Origin of the sequence: Melittangium boletus DSM 14713, from assembly GCF_002305855.1 — a bacterium.
Lineage (GTDB): Bacteria > Myxococcota > Myxococcia > Myxococcales > Myxococcaceae > Cystobacter > Cystobacter boletus.
On sequence record NZ_CP022163.1, the window covers coordinates 7,201,126 to 7,226,023 of the forward strand.

8 protein-coding genes are annotated in these 24,898 nt (G+C 71.4%); all 8 read right to left on the reverse strand.

The features are described 5' to 3' along the window. Window positions 1-8 precede the first annotated feature (8 nt). Complete coding sequence (locus MEBOL_RS29925) at window positions 9-3,455, reverse strand: non-ribosomal peptide synthetase (protein ID WP_095980634.1); 3,447 nt, start codon at window positions 3,453-3,455, stop codon at window positions 9-11. Beyond that, window positions 3,452-8,977, reverse strand: coding sequence for a type I polyketide synthase (locus MEBOL_RS29930; protein ID WP_095980635.1), 5,526 nt, complete (start codon window positions 8,975-8,977; stop codon window positions 3,452-3,454). Before MEBOL_RS29930 ends, MEBOL_RS29925 begins: the two co-directional genes overlap by 4 nt. Next, window positions 8,974-14,454 carry a type I polyketide synthase gene (locus tag MEBOL_RS29935; RefSeq protein ID WP_095980636.1) on the reverse strand — a complete coding sequence of 1,827 codons (5,481 nt, stop codon included), beginning with the start codon at window positions 14,452-14,454 and terminating at the stop codon, window positions 8,974-8,976. The genes MEBOL_RS29930 and MEBOL_RS29935 overlap by 4 nt, the downstream gene beginning before the upstream one ends. A 129-nt stretch (window positions 14,455-14,583) precedes the next feature. Further along, on the reverse strand, window positions 14,584-20,085 hold the full coding sequence (locus MEBOL_RS29940; protein ID WP_095980637.1) for an NACHT domain-containing protein: 5,502 nt from the start codon (window positions 20,083-20,085) through the stop codon (window positions 14,584-14,586). A 12-nt stretch (window positions 20,086-20,097) separates the two neighbouring features. Then, on the reverse strand, window positions 20,098-22,155 hold the full coding sequence (locus tag MEBOL_RS29945) for a metallophosphoesterase family protein (protein WP_170115618.1): 2,058 nt from the start codon (window positions 22,153-22,155) through the stop codon (window positions 20,098-20,100). Between the two features lie 61 nt (window positions 22,156-22,216). Then, window positions 22,217-22,585 (reverse strand): response regulator, encoded by a 369-nt coding sequence (locus tag MEBOL_RS29950; RefSeq protein ID WP_245918956.1) that lies wholly within the window; start codon window positions 22,583-22,585, stop codon window positions 22,217-22,219. A 106-nt stretch (window positions 22,586-22,691) separates the two neighbouring features. Further along, complete coding sequence (locus MEBOL_RS29955) at window positions 22,692-23,525, reverse strand: metallophosphoesterase family protein (protein ID WP_095980640.1); 834 nt, start codon at window positions 23,523-23,525, stop codon at window positions 22,692-22,694. 86 nt (window positions 23,526-23,611) lie between these two features. Continuing rightward, entirely contained in the window at window positions 23,612-24,844 is a 1,233-nt protein-coding gene (locus tag MEBOL_RS29960; protein ID WP_245918957.1) for a ceramide glucosyltransferase, read from the reverse strand. Between the last annotated feature and the right edge of the window lie 54 nt (window positions 24,845-24,898).

The following is a 24,898-nucleotide window of genomic DNA, read 5'->3' on the forward strand; positions in this document are numbered from 1 at the left end:
ATGGGGGGTCAGCGGCCGCGCTGGGACCGCTGACGGAGGAAGTCCCGGCGCGCATCCGCTCGCGCCTGGCTCTGCTGCTGTTGCCGCTGTTCCGAGGCCTGCCGGGCGGGCATGTCCGCGCGGGCCTTCGCCAACGCGCTGACCGTGGGGTAGCGGAACAGCTCCACCACCGACAGCTCGGCGCCCATCGACTCGCGCAGCCGGCCGAGTACCTGCACCATCAGCACCGAGTCGCCGCCCAGGTCGAAGAAGTTGTCGTGGATGCCCACCTGCGCCACGCCCAGCACCGCCTGCCACGCCTGGGCGATGACACGCTCGGTGTCCGAGCGCGGGGCTTCGTAGTGGGCGCGCGCCTCGGCCGCCTGGGCCTCGGGGGCGGGCAGCGCGCGGCGATCCACCTTGCCGTTGGACGACAGCGGCAGCCGCTCCAGCAGCATGAGGGTGCTCGGCACCATGTAGTCCGGCAGCTTCTGGCCCAGGAAGTCGCGCAGCGCGTCCACCGTGGGCGATTCACCGTCCCGGGGCACCACGTAGGCCACCAGGCGCTTGTGGCCCCGGCGCTCGCCCAGCGCCACCACCACCGACGCGCGCACCGCGGGGTGCTCGCTCAACGCCGTCTCGATCTCCCCCAGCTCGATGCGGTAGCCGCGCACCTTCACCTGGAAGTCCTCCCGGCCCAGGAACTCGAGGTCGCCGTCCGGCAGGTACCGGCCCAGGTCTCCCGTGCGGTACAGGCGCTGGCCCGTGCGCGGGTGGGTGATGAAGCTCGCCGCCGTCTTCACCTCGTCCCGCCAGTAGCCCTTCGCCAGGCCGATGCCTCCGATGTAGAGCTGCCCCGGGACCCACACCGGACAGGGCTCCAGCGCCTCGTTGAGCACGTGGAAGCTCTGGTTCCGCATGGGCTTGCCGTACGGGATGCTCTTCCACTCCGGATCCACGTCCTCGATCGGGTAGAGGATGGACCAGATGGAGGCCTCGGTGGCGCCGCCCAGGCTGATGAGCCGCACGCCCGGCACCCGCGCGCGGAGCTGGCCGGGGAGCGTCACTGGAATCCAGTCTCCGCTCAGCAGCGCCAGCCGCAGCGTGGGCGCGAGGCGATCGCCACTGCCTCCGGCGTACTCCAACAGCATCTCCATCAGCGGCGGCGCCGAGTTCCACACCGTCACCCGGTGCTCGCGCATCCGCTGGGACCAGTGCTCGGGATCCCTCGCGCGCTCCGCGTCCGGCAGCACCAGCGTGGCCCCCGCGGCCAGCGTTCCGAAGATGTCGTAGACGGACAGGTCGAAGGTGAGCGCGCTCACGCCCAGCACCCGATCCTCCGCCGTCACGCCGAAGCGCTGGTTGATGTCCACCACCGTGTTGAGCGCGCCGCGGTGATCGATCATCACCCCCTTGGGGTGGCCCGTGGAGCCCGACGTATAGATGACGTAGGCGAGCTCCTCCGCGCCTGGCACCGGCTCGAGCGGCGCCAGTGCGGGCTCCTCCGGGGCCGTGTCCAGCGCGTAGCGGCGCACGCCCTCCGGCCACTGCACCCGCGGCTCCAGCCAGGATTGGGTGAGCGCCAGGGAGGCCTGCCCATTCTCCAGCAGGTAGCGCAGGCGCTCGGCGGGCAGTTCCGGATCCAACGGCAGGTAGGCCGCCCCCGCGTACAGCACGCCGAGCACGCCCACCACCTGCTCCCAGCCCTTCTCCATCACCACCGCCACCAGCGTGTGGGGCTTCGCTCCCCGGGCACGCAGCCAGTGGCCCAGCGCGAGCGCGCGGCGGTGCAGCTCCGCGTAGGTGAGCGTCCGGCCCGAGGCGATGACGGCGGGGTGCTCGGGCTGGCGCGCCACCTGCTCCAGGAAGGGCGAGTGCAGCAGCCCCGGCGGCACGGGGGCCTCGGTGGCGTTGACCGCGGCGCGTTGCGCGAGCTGCGACTCGGGCAGGAGCCGGGGGTACTCCTCCTTCCAGGCGGCCTCGTCATCGGCGAGCCGTTCCAGCAGCCGCGTATAGGCGCTGAACAGATCGTCCAGCAGCCCCGGGGGAAAGAGCTCGTCCAGCGTGTCCCAGCTGAAGCTCAGCGCGCCCTTCTCCTCGGTGATCTGATGGTCCAACCACACCTGCGGCGTCTGGCTGATGGCGTAGACGAGCCGGCCCAGCCAGTCGATCTCGAACAGGGTGTTGGTGCGCGAGGTGATCGTGCTGGTGAAGACGATGGGCATCGTCACCGCGCCGCCGTGGTGGCGGCCGAGATCCCGGAGCACGCGCACGCCGCCGTACTGGCCGTGCTCCAGATCCTTGCCGAGCTGCTCCTGGAGCCGCCGCGCGCGGTCGGTGAAGGTCCCCCGGGTGCCGCCCACCTCCAACAGCAGGGTGGAGGCGAAGTCCCCCACCAATGCGTCGAGCCCCGGGTGCAGCGGCGGCCGGTTGAAGGACGTGACGTTGAGGCTCATGCGCGGCGACTTGCTCCACGCCGCGAGCACCTCGGCGAAGGCCGCGCACAGCGCTCCCGAGGCCGTCACGCCCGCGGGCGTGGCCCGAGCCTTCAGCCGTCCCCAGCGCTCCGCGTCCAGCATCGCGGTCCGGCGGGAGAACTCCATCTTCCGCAGCGCTGACGGGCTGCGCGCGAGCGGCAGGTCCGGCGCGGGGGGCAGCGTGGCCAGCCGGTCGCGCCAGTACGCCTGGGAGTGACAGAAGGACTCCGTCTCCCGGAAGGCCGTCTCCGCCCGCACGTAGTCCCGGAAGGACACCGTCAGGGGCTCCAGCTCCTGCTCGGGTGCCTGGTACAGCTTCGCCCAGTCCCTGAGCAGCAGGGAAATGCTCCAGGCGTCGGCGATCATCAGCTCGATGCGCAGGTGCATCCGGGTGAGGGAGTCGGTGACGCGGGTGGCGCGCAGCTCGAAGAGCGGCCACTGGTGCGTTGGCGTCACCCGGTGCGACAGCTCCTGGCGCAGTGCCAGCAGGCGCTCCTCGCGCGGCTCGGGCGCCAGGTGCCGCGCGTCCTCCACCTCGACCCGGTAGGGCGGCACTTCCGCGAGGATCCGCTGGCTTCCCTCCGGGAGCACCACCGCGCGCATCATGTCGTGGCGTTGCACGAGCCGCTGCCACGCCCGCTCCAGCCTCGGCAAGTCCAGGCCCTCGCCCTCGAACTCCATGTAGCTCTGGCACGTCACCTGTCCCAGGTCGAACGCGCCGCTGCGGCCCAGCCAGTAGGCCTGCTGCATGTCCGTGAGGGGGAAGGGCTCGTGGCGGCCCTCGACGTCCGGGACGATCACCGGCTGCTGGGCCTCCACGGGCCCGCCCAGGTCGCGCCGGCGCAGGAAGGCCAGCACCTCGGCCTTGTGCTGGGAGAGCTGAGCGCGAATCTCGGGCGTCAGCGCTCCCTTGGGCGCGCGGATGTTGAGCTGTTCGCCGTCCGTCTTGAGATGGATGTCGCGCCGGGCAAGGTCCGCGATGAATTCCGACACGTTCATAGGGTGACGCTCTCCCATTCCTCGTTGTCCGGCGTGAAGAGGCCCTGCGCCGCGAACTGCTCGAGCACCAGGCCGGTGAGCTGCGCGACGGTGGGGCCTTGGAGGATGTCCACGATGGGGATGGAGACCTGGAGCCCGTTCTGGATCCGGGCCCGCAGCTCGACCGCCATCAGGGAGTCCAGGCCCATCTGGTTCAACGGCCGCTCCACGTCCACCCGCGACGCCGCGGACAGGCGGAGCACCCGGGCCACGCTCCGCCGCAGCCAGTCCCGCACCAGGGAGGTGCGCTCTTCGGGCGTCGCGGTGCTCAACGTGTCCCGCGTGAGCGTGTCCGTGCCCTCCGAGGGCGCCGCCGGAGCCGCCTGGGCGGGAGTGGCCTCGCGGATGAGCCCGGAGAGGAAGGCGGGTTCGTTCTCTCCCCGGTGGTAGCGGCCCCAGCGTGCCCAGTCGATGGCGACGACGGCGCGCTGGGTGGGCGCCTCCCGCATCAGCCGTTCGAAGCGCTCCACCCCCTGCGCGGGAGCGATGGCGCCGATGCCCTGCCGCCCGAGGCGTTCATCCAGGTCCGCACGGGCCGCCTCGCCCACCTCGGCCCAGGCGCCCCAGTTGATGCTCAGCGCGGGCAGTCCCCGGGCCCGGCGGTGGTGCGCCAGTGCGTCGAGGAAGGCGTTGGCCGCGGCGTGGTTGCCCTGGCCCGCCGAGCCCAACAGCGCCGCCATCGAGGAGAAGAGGACGAAGAAGTCGAGGGGCAGCTCGCGGGTCTGGTGGTGCAGGTGCCAGGCGCCGTCCACCTTGGGGGCGAGGACGCGGGCGAAGCCCTCCCAGTCCTGTTGCAGCAGCACGCCGTCGGCGACCACTCCGGCCGAGTGGATGATGCCGCGCAGGGGGCCGAGCTCCGGGGGCAGGGACGAGAGCAGCCGGGCCACCTGGGCCTCGTCGCCGATGTCGGCCTGGGCGACGTGGACGCGGGCACCGGCCCGCTCCAGCGAGGCGAGGACTTCCCGCGCCGGGGCGCCAGGCTCGCGGCGGCCCACCAACACCAGCGAGCGAGCGCCGCGCTCCACCAGCCAGCGGGCCATCTCCAAGCCCAGGCCGCCGAGGCCTCCGGTGATGAGGTAGGCGGCGTCGGCGCGCACCGGAAGCGAGGTGCCCGGGGCGGCCGGTGTGGCGCGCGACAGGCGGGCCACGAGCGCGCGACCGCCGCGCAGGGCGAGCTGATCCTCATGGGGGGTGGCTCCCAGCACTTCGCGCAGCAGCGGCGAGGCCTGCTCCTGGGCGGGCTGGGCGGTGTCGAGGTCCACGAGGCCGCCCCACAGCTCGGGGTGCTCGCGGGAGATGACGCGGCCGAGGCCCCAGAGGCTGGCCTGGGAGAAGGAGACGGCGGAGTCGGCGTCGGAGGCGCGCTGGGCGCCCTGGGTCACCAGCCAGAGGCGGGCGTGAGGCAGGCCGCGCTCGGCCAGGGCCCGCACCAGCGGGAGGACACCGCCACACGTGCGGCGCTGGGCCTCGGAGAGGGTCGCGGCGGTGAGGTCCGCCGGGGCGGGGGTGTCGAGGGCCCCGAGGTGCAGCACGCCCTGGCAGGACTCGGGCAGCTCGCGCAGCAGTTGGCGCAGGTGCTCGGGGTCCTGGGGATCGACGGTGACCCGATCCTCCTCCTCGCGGCTGAAGGAGGTCCCGGGCCGCACGCGCAGGGCTCGGGCGCCGAGCTGGCGGAGCTGTCGCGCCAGGGCCTCTCCCACGCCGTGTTCATCCTCCAGCACCACCCAGGTTCCCGTGGCGGTGCGGGGAGCCTCCAGCGCCGCCCCCTCTTTCCACTTCACCTCGTACTGCCAGTCGTCGGCCCGCTCGCGCCCCTTGGGCAGGAGCATGTCGCGGCTGACGTGCCGGCACTGCAACTCCACCACCTCCGCCACCAGCTGCCCGTCGGCGTCCATCACCCGTACGTCGCAGGAGAACGCCTCGCGGCCCGCGCCGGGCCGGCGGGTGACGTGGCACCACAGCTCCGCGCCGGGACGGCGGTGGAAGTGGAAGCGCTCGATGCCGAGGGGCACCGTGGTGGTGTAGGCCCGCTCGACGAAGGTGGCGCCCACCGTCTGGAAGCACGCATCCAGCAGCGCGGGGGCCAGGAGCTCCGTCTCGCTCTGCCTGGCGCCGGCGGGCTGCCTCAACCGGGCCAGCGCCTCTCCCTCGCGCCGCCAGATCCGCTCCACCCACCGGCTGGGAGGCGCCATCTGGATGCCCAGCGACTCGTGGAGCGCGTAGAAGGCCTCGCCGGACTGCTCCTGGGTGCAGCGGGCGCGGAGGGCCGACGGCGTGCCCGCATCATTATATGCGGGCGGGGGCGTGCTCGTGGCGAGCACCTGGCCGGTGGCGTGCGTGGTCCACTCCTCCGGGGCTCCCTTCTCCCCGGACGCGAGGCTGTACACCTGGAGCGCCGCGCCTCCCGAGGCCTCCGGAATCAGCACGACCTGGAGGTCACACGTCTCGCCCTCGGGCAGGTGCAGCGGCTCGATGAAGGACAGGCCCTCCAGCGTGCGGGCCTCTCCGCCCAGGGACTCCGCCGCCGCGGCCAGCGCCATGCAGACGTAGCCCGCTCCCGGCATCACCGGCGAGCCGAAGAGGCGGTGATCTCCCACGAAGGGGTGCGACTCCAGCGACAGCCGCGACTCGAAGACGATGTCCTTGAGCCGGGGCGAGCGCAGGCGCTGGCCCAGCAGCGGCTGGGGCGCCAGACCCGAGGCCTCCCGACGCGCGGGCCGAGCCTCCTTCTGGGGGGAGGGAGAGAACCAGAAGCGCTCGCGCTGCCAGGGGTACGAGGGCAGCCGCGCGAGGCGGCCGGGCTGCGCGTAGAGCCGGCTCCACTCCACGGGCAGGCCCAGGGTGTAGAGGCTTCCGAGCGAGCCCAGCATCGAGGCGCGCTCCGGCTGGCCCCGGCGCAGGGACGCGAGCACCGTGCCGGACTCGCCGCGCTCCCGCAGGCACTCGCTCAGCGAGACGGAGAGCGTGGGGTGGGGGCCCACTTCCAGGAACATCCGGTGCCCGGCGTCGAGGCAGGTGCGCACGGCGTCCGCGAAGCGCACGGGCTCGCGCACGTTGCGGCCCCAGTACTCGGCGCCGAGGTGTTCTCCCTGGCTCTCCCGGCCGGTGACGGTGGAGAAGAGGGGGAGCTGGGCCGGCTGGGGACGCAGGCCGCGCAGCGCCTCCACCAGCTCGACACGCAGGGGCTCCATCTGCTCGCAATGGGAGGCGTAGTCCACGCCCAGCGGGCGGCAGAAGGCCCCCTGTGCCTGGAGCTGCTTCTCGACGGCGTCGACGGCCTCCGGCTCTCCGGAGAGCACGAGGGCGCGCGGGGCGTTGATGACGGCGACGGACACCCGGCCCCGCCAGTCCGCGAGCAGCGGCGTCACCTCGTCCTCGGACAGTCCCACCGCCAGCATCTTCCCGTGCCCCATGGCCCGCTGCGTGAGGCGGGCGCGGTGGTACACGGCGAGGAGCGCGTCCTCCAGCGAGAGCGCCCCGGCCACGTGGGCGGCGGCCAGCTCGCCCACGCTGTGTCCCAGCACGGCGTCCGGGACGATGCCCCACTCGCGCCACAGCGCCGCCAGGGCCACCTGCACGGCGAACAGCGCGGGCTGGGTCACCTCCGTCTGTCCCAGCCGCGAGGCGCTTCCCTGGGCGCGCAGCTCCTCGAGCAGGGACCAGCCGGTGTACGGGCGCAGCAGCGCGTCACACCGCTCCACGAGGGCGCGGAAGACGGGCTCCGTCTCCATCAGCTCGAGGCCCATGCCGATCCACTGCGGGCCCTGTCCACAGAAGACGAACACCACGCCCTGCCGGGGCTGCCGGCGCCCGCTGGCCACGTCCGCCTGCGCCTGCTCCTGGGCGAAGGCGGCCAGCTTCCCGGCCAGCTCCTCGCGCGAGCGCCCCACCACCGCCAGGCGGAAGTCATGGTGCGTTCGCCGCACGCTGGCGGTGTGCGCCACCTCCCCCAGCGTCCACGCCGCGGGCGTCTGCCCGAGGAAGTCCCGCCACGTGCCAGCCATGGCCCGCAGGGCCTCGGGGCTGCGCGCCGAGAGCGGCAGCAGCCACGTACGCTCCGGTGGCTCGCGCGGGGCCTGGGGCGGCGCCAGCCGGGGGGCCTCCTCCAGCACCACGTGCGCGTTGGTGCCGCCGAAGCTGAAGGCGCTCACCCCCGCGAAGCGCCGCTCCGCGCCCGACGGCCAGGGCTTCGGCGTGGTGGGGATGGCCAGCGGCGCCTCCCCGAGGGAGATGTGCGGGTTGAGCCGCTCGAAGTGGAGGTGGGGGGGAATGGTCTCGTGCTTGAGCGCGAGCGCGGCCTTGATGAGCCCGGCCATGCCGGCGGCGGACTCGGTGTGGCCCAGGTTCGTCTTCACCGAGCCCACGTGGCACACCTGCCCATGGGGGCGCGGCTCGCCGAGCACGTTCACCAGCGCTTCCATCTCGATGGGGTCTCCCAGCGAGGTGCCCGAGCCATGCGCCTCCACGTAGCCCACCTGGGTGGGGGAGATGCCCGAGGCCTCCAGCGCGCGGCGGATGACGGACTGCTGGGCGAGCCCGCTGGGCGCGGTGATGCCGTTGGTGTGCCCGTCCTGGTTGACGGCGGTCCCCAGCACCAGCGCGAGGATGTCGTCCTTGTCCTTGAGCGCGTCCGACAGCCGCTTGAGCACCACCACGCCGCAGCCCTCGGAGCGCACGTAGCCGTCCGCGCGCGCGTCGAACGTCTTGCACCGCCCGTCCGGCGACAGCATGCGCGCCTTGGAGAAGCTGACGGTGAAGTCCGGGGCGAGGATGAGGTTCACCCCGCCGGCCAGCGCCAGGTTGCACGTGCCCAGGCGCAGGCTCTGACAGGCCATGTGCACCGACACCAGCGAGGACGAACAGGCCGTGTCCAGGGCGATGCTCGGGCCGCGCAGGTCGAACGCGTAGGACAGCCGGTTGGCCGCCATGCAGTGCACGAGCCCCGCGCCGATGTACGCGTCCAACTGCCGCGTGTCCGCGAGCTGCATGCCGGTGTAGTCCGACAGGCAGATGCCCATGAAGACGCCCGTCTGGCTGCCCTCGAGCCGCTCCACGGTCTGGCCCGCCCCCTCCAGCGCCTCCCAGGCCACCTCCAGGAGCAGCCGGTGCTGGGGATCCATCCGCATCGCCTCGCGGGGGGAGATGGCGAAGAAGTTCGCGTCGAAGCCGTCGACGCGGCCCACGAAGCCGCCCCAGCGCGTGGTGAGCTTGCCGGGGACGTCCGGGTTCGCGTCGTACCAGGCGTCCGTGTCCCAGCGATCCGCGGGGACGGGGGTGATGCCCTGGCGCCCGTTCTTCAGCAGCTCCCAGTAGGACTCGGGCGAGTCGACGCCGCCGGGGAAGCGGCAGCCCACGCCGATGATGGCGATGGGATCGGCCTCCAGCATGCGCAGGGTGTCGGGGTTGGCGCGCAGGCGCATGGCCAGCAGGGCGCGCTTCTCGGGGGACAGGTCGCCCAGACGGCGGGTGGCTTCACTGCTCATGACTGGTGGGTGCTCCCGGACAGGAGGTTCATGACGTCTTCGTCGGAGAGCCCATCGAGCTCACCGAGCATGGCGTTCAAGTTGACCGCGGAGGCCTCCACGGCCGGGGGAGGGGGCTCGGACGCGGGGGTGGGCGCGGCGGACGGGGCGGACTCCGGCTCGGGCGAGAGTTGCATGCGCTCGGCCAGGTACGGCACCAGCCCCTCCAGCGTGGGGTAGTTCCACAGCACGGTGGCGGACAGCTTGAGCTCGAGGCTGGCCTCCAGCCGGTTGCGCAGCTCGAGCGTCATCAACGAGTCGAAGCCCAGCACGCGCAGCGGGGTGCGCGCGTCGATGCGCGAGGGCGACAGCTTGAGCACCTGGGCGATCTGCGCCTTGAGGTGCGATTCGAGCTGCGCGCGGCGGCGCCAGCCGGGCTCGGCGGCCAGCAGCGTCTGGCGAAGGGCCTCGGTGGGGCGCGGCGGGGGCGTGGCGGCGTCCTGGGGGCTGGCCAGCTCGTCCAGCAGGTGGGTGCGCGCGGCGGTGGGGTAGTGCTGGCGCCAGGCTCCGGCGTCGAAGCGCATCACCGCCACCTGGGCCCGGGCGCCGAAGAGCACCTGGGCCAGGGACTCCACGCCCCCGGGGGGCGAGAGGGGGCCCAGCCCGTGTCCCTCCAGGCGCGTGCCGCGATCCGGCCGGGCGGCGAGGCCCACCTCGGACCAGGGGCCCCAGTTGATGCTGAGCGCGGGCACGCCGTGGGCCCGCAGGTGGTGGGCCAGCGCGTCCAGGAAGGCGTTGCCCGCGGCGTAGTTGCCCTGGCCGGGAGAGCCCAGCACCGACACCACCGAGGAGAAGAGGACGAAGAAGTCCAGCGGCTGCCCGGCGTGCAGCGTGTGGAGGTTCCACGCGCCCTCGACCTTGGGCGACATGGCGCGCCGCAGCCGCTCCAGGTTGAGGTTGGCCAGGGTGCCGTCGTCGAGGATGCCCGCCGCGTGGACGATGCCGCGCACCGGCGGCAGCTCCCGCCCCAGCGCCTGGAGCGCCTGGGTGAGCGCTTCGAGGCGCGACACGTCCGCGCGGGCCAGATGCACCCGGGCTCCCGCGCTCCGCAGCGCCTCCAGTGCGCGCGCGGCTTCCCCCGAGGGCTCGCCGCGGCCCACCAGCACCAGGTGGCGAGCGCCCTGCTCGACGAGCCACCGCGCCACCTCGAGCCCCAGGCCCCCGAGGCCTCCCGTGAGGAGGTAGGTGGCGTCCGGGCGGATGCGGCCCGCGAGCGCCCGCGCGGAGTCCGGCGGCGTGCTCCGCGCCAGCCGGGCCGAGTAGCGGGTGCCGCCGCGCAGTGCCACCTGATCCTCGGTGTCGTCCGCGTCCAGCTCCTCCAGGGGGAAGGCCTCGTCCCCCGAGGCGTCCAGATCCACGCAGGTACAGCGCAGCTCGGGGTGCTCGTGCGCGAGCGCCTTGCCCACCCCCCACAGCGGGGCCTGGGCGAGGGCGAAGGACTTCTCCTCTCCGCTCACGGCCTGGGTGCCGCGCGTCACCAGCCAGAGGCGGGGTGACTCGTTCCAGCCGGCCCGCGAAAAGGCTTGGACCAGGTGCAACACGCCACCGCTGCCCAGGAGGAGGGCGCGCTCCAGGGACTCGAGCGAGGTGGACTCGGGCCCCGCCGCATCGAGGCTCCACAGGTGCACCACGCCGCGCGGCGCCGAGTCGAAGGCCTCGCGCAGCAGTTGCTGGAAGTGCTCGGGCCGGGCCGGGTCCAGGGCGTACCCGTCCTCGGAGAGGCGCCGCCAGTCGGGGCCGGGGGTGACGACGACGCAGCGCTCGCCCCGGGCCGCCAGCTTCTCCACGAGCGACGTCCCCACGCCTCGCGCATCGGCGAAGACGAGCCACGCGCCCGGCGTCCATTCCGCGGGCGGGGACGGACGCCGTACGGGCCTCCACTGGAGCTCGTACCTCCCGTCGCGTCCGGCGCGCGACGCCAGCGTGCGGAGCACGTCGGCCGCCACCCGCTGGAAGTGCAGGCCCACGGCCTCGGCCAGGAGGCGGCCCTGGTCATCGAGGACGAGGAGATCGCCCGCGATGATCTCGGCGCCGGGCTCGGCCGGGCGCAGGCGGGAGTGGGCCCAGAGGGACGCGCCAGGACGGGGCGTCTCGTACAGGCTCAGCCGCTCCAGGGACACGGGCAGGAAGGTGGCGTCGCGGGAGTAGCCGGCCTCGGGCGACAGCGAGGCGAGCACGAGCTGGAAGCAGGCGTCGAGGAGCGTGGGGTGCAGCAGCCACGCGGTGGAGTCGGCCTCGGCGGGATGGAGCTCGGCCAGGGCCTCGGCGCCGAGGCACCCCAGGCGCGCGAGGCGCTGGAAGGCGGGCCCGTACTGGAGGCCGCGCTGGGCCAGCGCCGCGTAGAGGGCGGTGGAGGGCGTCAGTGGGGCGATGCGCGACTGGAGGGAAGCGAGGGCCTTGGTGTCGGGCCGGCGCGGGACGGACGCGGCGGGCACGAGGGTGGCGCTGGCGTGGCGCACCCAGGCGGAGGTCGCGGTGGCGCGGCTGGAGGCGTGGAAGGCGGAGCCGTCGAGCACCCACTGCACCTGGAGGGCATCGGACTCGGGCAGCACGAGGGCCTGGGTGAAGCGCACCTCCGAGAGCGTCAAGGGGCCGGGACCGAGGGCGGTGCGCGCGGCGGCCAGGGCGGCCTCGAGGTAGGCGGCGGCGGGCAGCACCCCCTGGCCATGGACTCGGTGATCGGAGAGGGCGGGGAGGCCGAGGCAGGACAGCTCCGCCTCGAAGAAGTGGGTGCCCGGAGAGAGGGAGGACTGGAGGTGGGCACCGAGCAGTGGGTGCTCGCCCCGGACGCCGGGACGGGAGCGGGGGGCGGCGGACGCTCGCTCCTGGAACCAGAAGCGCTCGCGTTGCCAGGGGTAGGGGGGGAGATCCTGGCGGGTGGATGTCTCGGGGTGGAGGCGGGTCCAGTCGACGGGCAGTCCCAGGGAGTAGAGCGCCCCCAGGCTGCCCAGAAGACATGGGCGCTCGTCTTCCTGGCGCACCAGGGAGGGCAGCACGCGGGCCGGGTACGCGCCGGCGCGGACGGCCTGCTCGATGGAGGGCAGGAGGATGGGGTGGGGGCTGAGCTCCAGGAAGACGTCGTGGCCGGAGGTCAGCAACTGCTCCACGGCCTGGAAGAAGAGGACGGGCTGGCGCAGGTTGTCCACCCAGTAGGCGGGGCCGAGCGTGGCGCCGTCCAGCACCTGGGCCCGGACGGTCGAGTAGAAGGGCAACTCGCCGGCGCGGGGGGTGAGGCCCTGGAGGACCTGGAGCAGCTCCTCGCGCAGGGGATCCATCTGGGGGCTGTGGCTGGCGACGTCCACCTTGACGAGGCGGCAGAAGACGTCGCGCCGCTGGAGCGAGTCGAGCACCCGCTGGAGGGCGGCGGGGTCTCCGGAGAGCACGGTGGAGCGGGGCCCGTTGGAGACGGCCACGGAGAGCGCGTCCTCGAAGCCCCGCAGGGCGAGGCGGGCCTCGTCGAGGGACAGCTCGACGAGCGCCATGGCGCCCTGGCCGCTGGTGCGGCGCAGCAGGAGGCTGCGCTGGCAGATGATGAGGGCGGCGTCCTGGAGCGAGAGGATGCCGGCGACATGGGCGGCGGCCACCTCGCCCATGCTGTGGCCGACGACGGCGTGAGGCCGCACGCCCCACGAGCGCCAGAGGGCGGCCAGCGCCACCTGGAGGGCGAAGAGGACGGGTTGGATGACGTCGATGCGCTCGAGCAGGGGCGAGGCGGGCCAGGCGCGCAGCACCTCGAGCAGACGCCAGGAGACGTGGTGCGCGAAGGCGGCCTCACAGGCCTCGAGCGCTTCCCGGAAGACGGGCTCCTGCTCCAGCAGGCGGCGGCCCATGCCGGGCCACTGCGAGCCCTGTCCGGGGAACACGAACACCGGCTTGAGCGGCAGCTCCGCGCGCATGCCCGTGGACGTGCCCGGCCGGGCCTCGCCCCGCAGATGCGCGTCCAGGCGCTCGGCCAGCTCCTCCCGCGAGCGCCCCACCACCGCGAGCCGGTGGGCATGGTGCCCGCGGCGCACGCTCGCGGTGAAGCACAGCTCCTCCACGCGCTCCGCCCGAGGCTCGCTCAGCAGGGAGCGCCAGGCGCCGGCCAGGGCCTCCAGGGCCTCGGGGGCGTGCGCGGACAGGGGCAGCAGGAACGCCTCGTCCTCGCGGACGGGACGCGGGGGCGCGGCGGGGCGAGGGGCCTCCTCCAGCACCACGTGGGCGTTGGTCCCGGTGATGCCGAACGCGCTCACGCCGGCCAGCGCGGGCTCCGCTCCGGGCCAGGGCGTCAGCGCCTGGGGAATGACGACGGGCAGCTCGTCCCAGGGAATCTGGGGGTTGGGCGTCTGGAAGTGGAGGCTGGGCGGAATGGCGCGGTGCTGGAGCGCCATCACCACCTTCATCATCCCGGCGAGCCCCGCCGCTCCCTCGGTGTGCCCGATGTTCGTCTTCACCGAGCCCACGAAACAGGGCCGCTCCCGCTCCCTGTTCTCGCCCAGCACCGACGCGAGCGCCCCGAGTTCGATCGGATCTCCCGCGCGCGTGCCGGTGCCGTGCGCCTCCACGTAGCCCACGCGCGAGGGCTCCACGCCCGCGGCGCGATAGGCCTCGCGCAGCAGCGCTTGCTGACCCTCGCGGCCTGGCGTGACGAGGTGCCCGCTGCTCTGCCCGTCGTTGTTGACCGCGCTGCCACGGATGACGGCGCGGATGGGATCTCCCTCCCGGAGCGCCTGGGAGAGCGGCTTGAGCACCAGCACCGCCACGCCCTCGCTGCGCACGTAGCCATTGGCGCGCGCGTCGCCGAACTTGCTGCGCCCGTCCGGCGACAGCATCGTCGAGCGCGAGTAGGCCAGGGTGACGTACGGCTCGAGGATCAGATTGCTGGCGCCGACCAGCGCCACCTGGCACTCGCCCTGCCGCAGGCTTTGACAGGCCAGGTGCACCGCCACCAGGGACGAGGAACAGGCCGTATCCACCGTCAGGCTGGGGCCTCGCACGTCCAGGAAGTAGGACAACCGGCCCGACGCCGCGTACCGCCCGCCGCCCGTCGTCGCATGGACGTCGAGCTCGGGCAGCGCCTCGTACATGCGCAGCTCGTAGTCGTTCGTCCACATGCCGACGAACACCCCGGTGGCGTGGCGCGGCAACTTCTCCGGTACCTGCCCGCCGTCCTCCAACGCCTCCCAGGCCACTTCCAGCAGCAGCCGCTGCTGGGGATCCATCAGGTTCGTTTCACGCGGGGAGAGCTGGAAGAAGCGCGCGTCGAAGCGGTCCACCTGCTCCAGGAAGCCGCCCTTGCGGCTGGCGATCCGCTCTTGCAACCGCTCGGCGTTGAACCGCTCCAACGGGGCGTCGCCGATGGCGTCCACTCCGTCGCGGACCAGTTGCCAGAGCTGGCTCGCCGTGTTCACGCCGCCTGGAAAGCGGCACCCCATTCCAATGATGGCAATAGGCTCCATCGTGCCCTTCCCGTGTGCGTGTGTTCGGGGCCCTGCCGTCGCCGAGGTCTCCCGGGGGAGATCCGTCGGGGGGCAAGGTCCACACCGGGTTTATACGGGAAAGCTGTAAGAATGTGAACACCCAGGGATTCAGGACTGGATCAGCCGGTCGATCGTTTCGAGTTCAAGGGCTCTCCATAGACCCAGGCTCAGCCATTCCTTCGCGAGCAGGGCGGCGCTGTCGTCGCCTGGCTGGATGCTCAGTCGGCCTGCGAGTTCATCCCATTCGCACTCGGAGAGGGATTGGCTGGAGAGCGCACGGCGGTGCAGGGCGAGAAGACGGTCCGCGGCGGAGGCATCCGCCAACTCCGCGAGCACCGGCTCCACGAGAGAGGGATCATCGACCCGCGACAGCTTCGCCAACCCTCGCAGCCGGAGTGACAGGAAGGCCTCTCCGTTCGGACCTGGCCATCGATCCCGGTAGCCGAGCTTGGCGCCTTGTGAGGTGAAACGCGCCAACCACTGCTCGCCGAGGGTCCGTCCATCCCGGGCGAGCGCCCGCAGCATGAGTTGGGTGGAGGTGGATTTCGGCAGCCCGGGGTATTCGGACAAGGCCCGGAGGGTCCAGGGAGAGAGTTCCGCGCCATGATCGGACACGAGCCGGATCACGAGGTCCGTGATGTTTTCCGGTGTATGGCCAAGCGCCGCCATGGCCTCGAGATGGTGAGGGGCCTCGTTCAGCCAGCTGTCGTGGTGAAACGAGTGCAGTCGCTCGATGAGGATGTCGATGCGACGTGGGGCGCTCATGTCCGCCTGTTCGAGGACCTCGAGTGCCTCCTTGATATCGACGTGGCTGGGGAGCCAGAGCACCGCGTGCTGGAGGACGCTTCGAATCGAATCGTTGGGTGGCCTCAAGGACAGCAGGGTTCGCGCTCTCCGGAGGGATTCGGAAGGATAGACATGGGCGAACGCGTACACGGCCGCCTCGACCACGGGAATGAGCCGTTCGTCGCGGCCTCCCAACTCATGAAGCAGGCACGCCGCCTCCACTTGCAGGTCGAACAGCTGCTGCCGGTGGTCCGGGTCGCTCGTGGCGGTGGTGACATCGATGCTCAGCGCTCGACGAAGAACCTCGATGCGCTTGCCGGTGAGCCGTCTTCCCGCTTTCGCCAGCCTGTCGAATCGGAGGATGGCGTGAAGTCCCTCGGGAGGCGTCCGGTGGCGGAGTGCGGTCCGGAGCCAGCGGCGCACGGTCCTTGGCGGAGGGGTGGACGGCTCCTTCCGGGACTTGCACCAGCCCTCGATGAAGGAGAGCGCGTCTTGCCCGATCCCGTCCTCAACGTGCTCGAAGGCGAGCTCGACGGCGAACAGGATGGCGTCGCGGGTGATAGGGACGCGGTACTGAAAGAGAAACGTGAACGCCGAGCGCCTCTCGGGGTTCTGCCTCCGGATGATGGCCCATGCATCCGGGAAGCGCTGGAGCCATTGATAGAGAAACAGCTCGTCGTCATCGAACCTCGTTCGAGCTGGATTCAAACGCGCGATCACCTGCTCCGACAGGCATGGAATCTGGAGGCCGCACCCCTCCGCGAGATGGAGCAGGGCGTCCAGCTGGCTCCTGTCGATCGTCCGAAGACGGGCCGTGAGTGCCGCTTGGACCGCGTCACGCGTGTCCTCGCGCTTCGCGAGGAACCTCGCGGCGCGGCGGAAGCGTGCCTCCTCCACGTCATCGAGCCACGCGGTGAGCCGGGCAATGCCCATGCCGGGCCGATAGACACACAGCGCGTGCATCGCCTCGGCATCGACCCGTGGTTCCTCCCATTCATGGCGGAAATCATGCAGTGCCTCGTTCCACTCCGGTCCCTGGGCGATGACCCGTGATTCATAGGACGCCCCGAGTAGGAGGTGACGCTGCGTTCTCTTGTACGGGTGGCCCGCCCGTTCGAGCGCTTCCATCAATACCGCATGGGCTTTCTCCTCCAGGAAGCCACACCGCAGCGCGACGCGTGCCGCGTCCACCCGGAGCGAGGGGTCCGTGGCCTCGAGCACGCGTGCGATCGAGGGTTGGATCCATTCCCGGGTCTCCTGGGGAAAATGAACGGCGAGTGCTTCGGCGGCCTCCAGGACGCGTTCCACGGAGCTTCCGTCGAGCGCGAGCCGCCACAGGCGGGCCGCGTCGCTCTCCGCGCCCGCGTGATGGAGGCGTCCGGCGAGCCATTCCATCTGGCCCTGGGTCAGCTCATGAGGCGACATCACCCGGCAGGCCTCGATGGCGGCGGGGACCGTCTCCTCGTTGTCGAAGCTTCCCCACAGGAGCAGTCCGTACACCTCCCGCAGGCTCGCTCCCTCTCTCGAATGGAGCGCGAGGCGCTGGCGGACCGCCTCCCGGGCGAAGGACTGCTCTCGCATCAGGCGGAAGAGCGCGTCCGTTGCCACCTCTCCCACCAGGCCTGGCCGGCCCAGTGCCTCCAGCACGTGCTCCAGGGACGAAGGCTCCGCGGTCACGAGCCTCGCGAGCGTGGACGACCAACTGATCCGGGTGAATCCGTCCCTCTCTTTCGGCTCCCTGACGGACTCCACGGGAAGTCCTCGCAGGATGGCTTGCACGGCCGTCGAGGCGAAGGCCTTCATGCGGCTCACGGGCCAATACATGTAATCCTTCACGTGCGTGTCCGTGGCGCGCGCGGCTTCCTCCGCGTCCACGGCCACGATCCGTGCATCCACCCGGTGGTGCCGCCAGATCAGCTCGGACGCCGCCTCCCGCCGGATGGTGGACACCGGGTCCTCCAGCAATTCATACAGGACAGGCACCACGAGGTCCTTGTCCTTCGTGGGCGCCGCGGACACGAGCTTCGCCGCGGCGAGCCGGGTCTCGACGGGGAGCTCCCGGGCCCTCGCGCATTCGAGCCACCCCTCGAGCGGCTTCCATTCCAGATGGGACATGAGCCCGTGCATGTGCTCGTACACGATGCCGAGCACGTCTGGATTTCCCGAGCGCGCGCAGGAGCGCAGCGTCGCCAGTGCCTCCTGGGTGAGCTCGGGCTGGCGGCCAGCCGCGAGCCAGGCCCAATGTGCCCGGGTGGCGTCGTCCGGGGAGCGCATGCCTCGCCGCAGCGCCGCGTGGAGATGCGTGTCATCCGGGGTGAAACGGCGGAGCAGGCGCGCGGCGCACATCCGCCGTTCGGGCTGCCGGTCCTCCAGCCATCGGCGGAGGGTGTCGAGGAGGCCGCGCCGCTCCTCTCCCGCTTGCTCCAGCAACCGTTCCAACTCCTGACGGACCCTGGAGTCGGTCTCGGCGGTTCGCTTCAGGACTTCCTCGAGCATCCCCTCGACCAGGGGGACCACTTCCTGGACGATTCCTCGCGCGTGGGCCCCCAGCGTCGAGTCATCGACCATCCAGTCGAGGAGGGCGTCACGCACGGGTTTCGAGTCGGCGCGCAGCTTCAACACGGCCTTGGCATCCTGCTCGCGGTGCGTGCCCTTGGAGAGCGTCTGCTTCAGCACCTCGGCCACGTCGCCGTCCCACATGCCGGCCACCGCGAGCAGCAGCGCCGATGACAGTCGGAGCTCCCGCTGGGCCTCCGGCTCGGGAATGGGCGTGCGGACGAGTTCTTGTAATTCCTTTCGCAGGGCCTCTCCCCCGCGGCGTACCCGCTCGCCCACGGCCTCCGGGTGGGGTCTCCCGTAGGCCCTGCCAAAATGGCCCAGGACCTCGATGACCTCGTGACTCCACTCCCCCGCCGAGGCGAGGCCGAATGCGCCGAGGACGCGCAACTTCGTATCCAGGCGGCGCTCCAGCCAGCCTTCGCAGAGTTTCCGCGCGGTGGGAACGTCCGCGGCCTCGGGGGCGATGAGGGAGGCGATTCCATCCCGCACGTCGCTCACGCCATGGGGCTCGATGCGGGCGAAGCGCTCCAGGAGCTCCGGGGACAGCCGTGACGTCGGCCCCTTCGTGGCGAGGCGGCCAAAGACCTCCCAGAGGGGATTGGGCGGGGTCCGCTCGAGCAGGTCGGCCCAGGTGGACCACACCCGCTCGGTGAGTTCGGGGTCGAGGCGCAGGTCGTACTCGAGGCAGTCGGACAGGTCCCTCAGACCGGGACGAAGGAACTGGCCCGCGCCACGCTTGTCCCGATCGAGCAACCCCTGGACGAGCGCGGTGACCTCGCCCGTGGCGCCACACACATGGTCGAGGTGCGCGGCGGCGAACTTCAAGACCCACGGGGGAAACCTTGGCTCCGCGAGGATGCGCTCCGCGGCACCGCGCTCTCCATGGCGGACGAGCGCGCGGGCGGCGAGGAACTCGGCGAAGGTCGAGTGCCAGAAGACGAAGACCCCGCCTTCTTCCTGGATGAGTCCTGTTTCGAGCGCGAGGTGGAGTGCCTTGTCCGCAGACTCCCGGGTCACCGCGCCGAGCAGGCGGATGAAGAGCGCCCGCACGCCGCCGCCGCGTTGCTCCTGACGGACCAGCGCGAGCGCGACAGCGGACCAGACGTCCATGAGCCCGTCCGCCTCCGCGCGGGTCAGCCCCAGCGCGGAACGCCACTCCCAGAGGAGCGTGCGGATGAAGTTCTCGAAGACGAAGATCTCGTGCCGGGGGATTCCCTCTTCGTTCGTGGGCGAGAGCGCCAACAGCGTGAGCAGGAGCGGGTTGCCTCCCAGCCGTTGCAGCCGCTTTCCGGGCTGGAGTTCCCTCAACAGGGCGTTCGTGCGGTGGCGGGCGCGGGCCTCGCTCCCGGCGTCCTCGTCCTCGCGTCTCTCGAGGAGCCGGTGCAGGCGGGTGACCAGGTTGCGCCGCTGCCGGGGATGGAGGGGCGCCAGCTGGGTTTGCGCGAGGCGGGGGATGCGCGGGCGGTAGCCGTTGGGCCGCGAGGTCACCAGCAGCCGCACCGTCTCATACCGCTCGAAGAACGCCGTCAACGCCTCCACGACGGGCCTGCGCTGCTCCTCCGCAACCTCGTCGAGCCCATCGCAGAGCAGGAAGAGCCTTCCGGCCTCCAGCAACTCGCCGAGCCCGGCGGCGAGCTCGGGCGCCTTCTGGGCGTGGAGCTGGTCACGGATGAGCTGGTCCATGGACAGCCCCCCGGTGGACAGCGCGCCTCCAAGTCTGCCGAGTGACAGGCGCACGGGAAGCAGCTCACTCAGGGACTGGACCGCCCCCACCGCTTGCGCATCGAACGCATCGTCATCGCACAGCAGTTGACGGGCACGCACCGCCGCGGCTCCCTCGGTACAGGCCAGGAACGCCAGCCGGGTGAGCACGGTCTTGCCCGTCCCCGGGTCGCCGATGACGGTGAGCCGGGAGTACTTGTGGAGCGCCTTGGCGAAGGAGATGGGCTCACCCGCGTGTTCCCACCGGCCGTCCTGGAGCCGCCGGAATTCCTCCTCGAGTTTTCGCCGCTCGTCCTGGGAGAGGCGCCGGTCGTTCAACCGGTCCATCAAGGTCTCGGCGCTGGGCACCCGCTGCTTGGACTCATCGTGCAGCGAGGAGGCCACCGCGAAGTCGAGCAGATCGAGCTCCGTCTCGTGGCGGCCTCGCTCAATGCCCGCGAGACGGCTGAGGTCGAGGCGGCGGAGGCTCGGCTCCTTCGCCCACGCTTGTTTGTACTTCGCCAGCGCTTGGGACACCGCGGGGGACGGACCGGGCAAGGACATCGAGTTCTCGGCTCAGGACAGCGTCACGTCATAGTACGGACGTATCTCGCCCGTTCGCGCGTTGGGCCACTGTGGCTCGGGACCCCAGGCTCCGCCCTGCTTGGGACGGCTTCGGACATGGACCCGGAGCCGGTGGAGTTCCCTCTCCACCTCCAACAGGTTGTACAGGCGAGGCACCGACTCGGGCCGATCCCGGTAGGGAGCCCCGAAGCTCCCCGCTCCGATGACATGCATGCTCCGCCACGGGTGGGTGGGGTCGAGGAGGTCCGCCCGAATCTCGTGGACGTGGCCGTGGAGGCAGACGCGGACGTCCGCCTGGCTCAAGCGGCTCGTGAAGGCGTCATCCTTGATCTTCTCGTTGCCGGTGATGGGGTGATGCCAGACCGCCATCCGGAGGACGTTCGACTCCCGGCCGAGTTCCCTGTCCGCGGCTCGGAGTCCCCGGGACAGGGCACCCTCGTGGATGCTGGAGCGTTCCGTGAAGTGCTTGTCGATCTCCCACGCGGAGTTCAGGGCCAGGAATTGAATGCGCGACTCGCGGAAGAAGAACGAGAGACACTGCTCCTCGGGCGGGAGTGGATAGGCTCGCTGGAAGAGCGGCTGATAGAAGAAGTCGGAGAAGTTCTTGAACCGCTCCGCGTAGACCTGGGCGCTCCAGTCCAGGTCATGGTTGCCCGGGACGATGATGCATTGCCGGGGCGTCAGCCCGAATTCCTCGAGGAGTTCCGAGACGAACGCGCGGGCCTTCTCGAACTCCTGGGGCGAGGCCTTCTGGGTGAGATCTCCCGAGATGACCAGATGGTCCAATCGCTCGACGCCCAGCCCCCGGGGTGGCTTGCCTCGCAGGTCCGCGGCGAGCGGCTGGAGCAGGTTGTGGGGATCCTGTCCGGCCTCGACGTGCAGGTCGCTCAGATGGAGGATCCGGATGGGAGAGTCCGGACTGGGCGGCTCGGGACGGGTGGGGCGGGGGGCCGGTGCCTCGGGAGCGCTCGGGGACACGGAGGACGGTCGCTCCTGGAGCAGCTCGGACCAGGGGATTTCGATGGACTCGCGGTCGCCGGACAGCGTTCGGGTGTCCGGCTCCAACACGAGCGTCCCGTCCTCCGTCATGAACGTGCTTCGCGGAAAGAGCTCGAGCCGTCCTCCCATGCCGGTGAGCTGGAGCTGTCCGGCGAGATAGCCCGAGCCCGGCGCGTGCGACGACCTGGGCAGCTCGCTGAAGAGGTCACTCGCGTGCAGCGAGCGGGACCAGGGACGCGGCGGAACACCGAGGAGCGAACCGCCCTCGGTGAGCCGGTCGCCACACAGATGCAGGAGCGGGCGTCCCGGGAAGGCGAGCCGTTCTCCCAGCTCGGTGAGGAGCGCGTCGCGCAGCTTCGACGGGGGATGGTGCGTCAGCAGCAGGAGCGCGTCATGGGGGCGCGCCCAGGCCCGGAGGTCCTGCCCCGTGGCCGCTTCCACCTGCTCCACGTCGATCTCGTTCATGCCCTCCAAGCCGTCCCGGGCCGAGCTCCGGAAGCTGGAGTTGAGCCCGATGACGCCCACCGTCACGCCCTCGGAGGCCACGGTGGCGGCGAAGTCTCCGGGAAGCAGCCCCGGGCGGAAGGAGGTGAGCTGGGAGGACGGGTGCATGTGCCGCCAGGTGCTGAACCAGTCGTTGAAGGCCGCGAACCCCTTCCAGACGGTCCGCTCCACCTGGCCCGGGCTCTCCGCCCGGAAGGCCTTTCGTGCTTCCAGGGCCCGGTAGCGGCTTCCCAGATCCGGGAGCCGGGGGTTCGGGTCCCGCCGGATGTCATGGTCGCCGGGCACCACGAGCAGGCATGGCTCCGAGCCCAGCTCGCGCAGGAGCGTCCACAGGGAGTCCAGCGCGGAGTTCAGCAGCTCGAATTCACGGGGACTGCCCGTCAGCGTGAGGTCGCCCGAGATGAGGACCAGACTCCACGGACCCGCGCGCGCATGGAGCCCGCGCAGGTCCTGATGGAGGGCTTCCCTGTACTCGGGTTGCAGCAGCCGTGAGCCATGGATGCCCAGGTGAAGATCCGACAGGTGCAGCCATCCGAGTCGAGCCACCGTTCCCCCAGCGCGCGCGGAGGCCAGCATAGCAGGCGGCGGATTCCTCCCGACGAGGACCTCAGACGTTGAGGGACTGGAGCAGCAGCGAGAGCTGATCCCGGCTGGCGCCCTTGGGCAGGTAGTAGTGCGGCCCGGAGCGGAGCGCGCCGCCCACGTCCTGCACCGCCGCGGCCGTCAACAGCACCACGCGGGGCGGATCTCCTCGCGGCATCCGCTCCAGGACCTCGAGGCCGTTCATCCCGGGCATGTTCAGATCCAGGAGCATCACGCCGTAGCGCTGCCGCGCCAGCGAGTCGAGGGCCTCCTGACCATTGGCCGCTTCGATGGCTTCGTAACCGAGCTCTTCCAGGCACAAGCGAAGGAACTCCCGCCAATCTGCGTCGTCGTCGACGACCAGTACTTTGCGCGCGTCATCCGCGGAAGCCATTGATTCCAATCGTCCTCCCCGTACCAGTGGGAAAACTCATCGAGCATGGCCGAACATTCTCCGGCGCCTGCTCGACTGGCCGGTTTCCAGGGGAGTGAGCGGGCCGCTAGAGCAGGGCGGCGGACAACTGCGAGGCCAGGTACTGCAGCGCGGGCATGACGTTGGGCGCCGAGCGCTGGCGCGTGGGCGGCAGGTGGGCCTGGCGCCAGACGGGCTCGCCCGTGAGGCGGCCGGCGGCGTGCGAGAAGACGCGGAATCGGCCCAGCTCGACGGAGCTGCCCGAGTTGTAGATGCGCAGTGAGCGTCCCCGGGGGTGGCCCAGGTCGAACTCGCGCGGCACGTGCCGGTGCCCGTGCAGGATGAGATCGCACCGGCCCTGGATGCGCTGGACCAGCTCGGCGCCCAGGGCGAGCTCCGAGGCGTGGGGCCAGCCCATTCGCGTCGCCAGCCGCTCGGGGAAGCTCTCCTCGGGGAGGGGCAGCACGTGGTGGTGCAGGAGGATCGCGGTGAGCGCGCCCAGGGGCGCGGCGCTCAGGGCGCTGTCCACGGCGTCCAGGACGGCGGGGGTCAGCACGCCGTGGCAGGCGAAGTAGTTGCGGTTGTGGGGACCCGTGGAGTCCACGCACACCAGGTACAGGCCCTCGTGGTGCTCCACCCGGACCTTCTGGCCGTTCATCCACCGGCCGCCCGCGTCCTCGCCCGTGCGATCGTGGTTGCCGGGGACGAAGGTGAGCCGTCCGGTGTCGAGCAGCGGCGCGAAGATTTCCCGGAAGCGCCGGTACTCGCGCTGGCTGCCTTGGTGGGTCAGGTCGCCCGTCACCACCACGTGGTCCACGCGGCCGGAGAGCAGGCTCTCGACGAGCGCGCGGGCGGTGGTGTCACTGCCGGGGGTCAGGTCCAGGTGCAGGTCCGACAGGTGCGCCAGGGTTCTCAGGTGCATGGTGCTCGAGTACCCCGGGGCTGAAACACCCCCGTGGCCCTCGGGTGAAGCTTCCGGGAGGAGCCGGTGACTTCGCGGTGAAGCGCTCAGCCCGCGAGCAGTTCCGCCGCGCGCTGGGGCTCGGGGAGCGCCGGGGACAGGGGCCGCTCCGGAGAGGGCGTCACGAGCCGCGAGCCCGCCATCACGCGCAGCGAATGGCCGCGCCAGTTCACCGAGCGGACCACCAGCCCGTGGGCCCAGGCCACGAAGAGCAGCGCGTCCTTGAGCAGCACCGCGGGCAGCGTCATCCACGGCGTCTTCTGCCCGGGCCGCATGATGCGGAAGACGATCACATCATGGAGTCCCTTCACCACGGCCACCCCGCCCGCCATCGCGAGGGTCGGCGTCGAGGGCGACAGGGCCGCGCTCAGCAGGGCCCACGGCAGCGGGTTGAGGATGGACTGCGCCAGGTACAGCGGCGTGGGGATGCAGGAGTGGTGGATGATGCTCCAGCGCACGTAGCGCTGGAAGAAGGTCCGGACGCTCTTCTTCTGGGACACGTTGTAGACGGGCGAGCGGGCCACCACGGCCCGCTGGCCGCTGTAGCGCCTCATCCACTGGCCGATGACGAAGTCCTCCGCGAGCACGTTGCGGACCGAGTAGAAGCCGTCCAGCGCTTCCACCGCCTCGCGGCGCAGCGCCATGGACTTGCCCACCACGATGTCCTGGCCCGCGGCCCGCTTGGCGGCGATCTGTCCCGCGGCCGCCGTGGAGCACAGGTACAGGTTGTCCATCAGCGAGCCGAGCGACTGCTCGCCCACGCCGCTCACCGGGTGGGACACACAGCCCACGGAGGGATCCTCGAAGGCGCGGGAGATCTCCTCCAGGTAGCCGGGCCCCACGCGGGTGTTGGAGTCGCTGATGAGCAGGAGGTCGTAGCGCGCCGCGGCCGCCAGGGTGATGAGCTGGTTCACCTTGGGGTTGAGGCCGGGCTCGCCGTGCTGCATCTCCAGCTTCATCACATCGGGCCAGCGCGCCACGGCCGCCAGGGCCACGGGGTAGGCGGGATCGCGCGTGTCCTTCACCCCGAGGATCACCTCATAGGCGGGATGGCCGAGCGTGGCGAAGCACTCGAGGTTGGCCTCCAGGTCATCGTCCACGCCGCACAGGGGCTTGAGGATGGAGATGCCCGACAGCCGCTCCGTGGGCCCGGTGCCGGTGACGGGCTCCGAGGTGTCCCAGCGGTGGCGCAACACGCAGAAGAGCTGGACGCAGAGGGCGAGGGTTCCGAGGGCGGCCGCCGAGAGGAGGGCGAGGCTGAGCGCGTGAGCGGTGAACACGGATGTTCTCCTGGACTGACGGGCGCGGGGAGCGCGCGTCCTGTCCAGGGACGC

Bases quoted from the DNA above. Each gene is read 5' to 3' on its own strand.
- MEBOL_RS29925 (WP_095980634.1), bottom strand. From the start codon at position 3,455: ATGAACGTGTCGGAATTCATCGCGGACCTTGCCCGGCGCGACATCCAT.
- MEBOL_RS29930 (WP_095980635.1), bottom strand. From the start codon at position 8,977: ATGAGCAGTGAAGCCACCCGCCGTCTGGGCGACCTGTCCCCCGAGAAG.
- MEBOL_RS29935 (WP_095980636.1), bottom strand. From the start codon at position 14,454: ATGGAGCCTATTGCCATCATTGGAATGGGGTGCCGCTTTCCAGGCGGC.
- MEBOL_RS29940 (WP_095980637.1), bottom strand. From the start codon at position 20,085: ATGTCCTTGCCCGGTCCGTCCCCCGCGGTGTCCCAAGCGCTGGCGAAG.
- MEBOL_RS29950 (WP_245918956.1), bottom strand. From the start codon at position 22,585: ATGGCTTCCGCGGATGACGCGCGCAAAGTACTGGTCGTCGACGACGAC.
- MEBOL_RS29955 (WP_095980640.1), bottom strand. From the start codon at position 23,525: ATGCACCTGAGAACCCTGGCGCACCTGTCGGACCTGCACCTGGACCTG.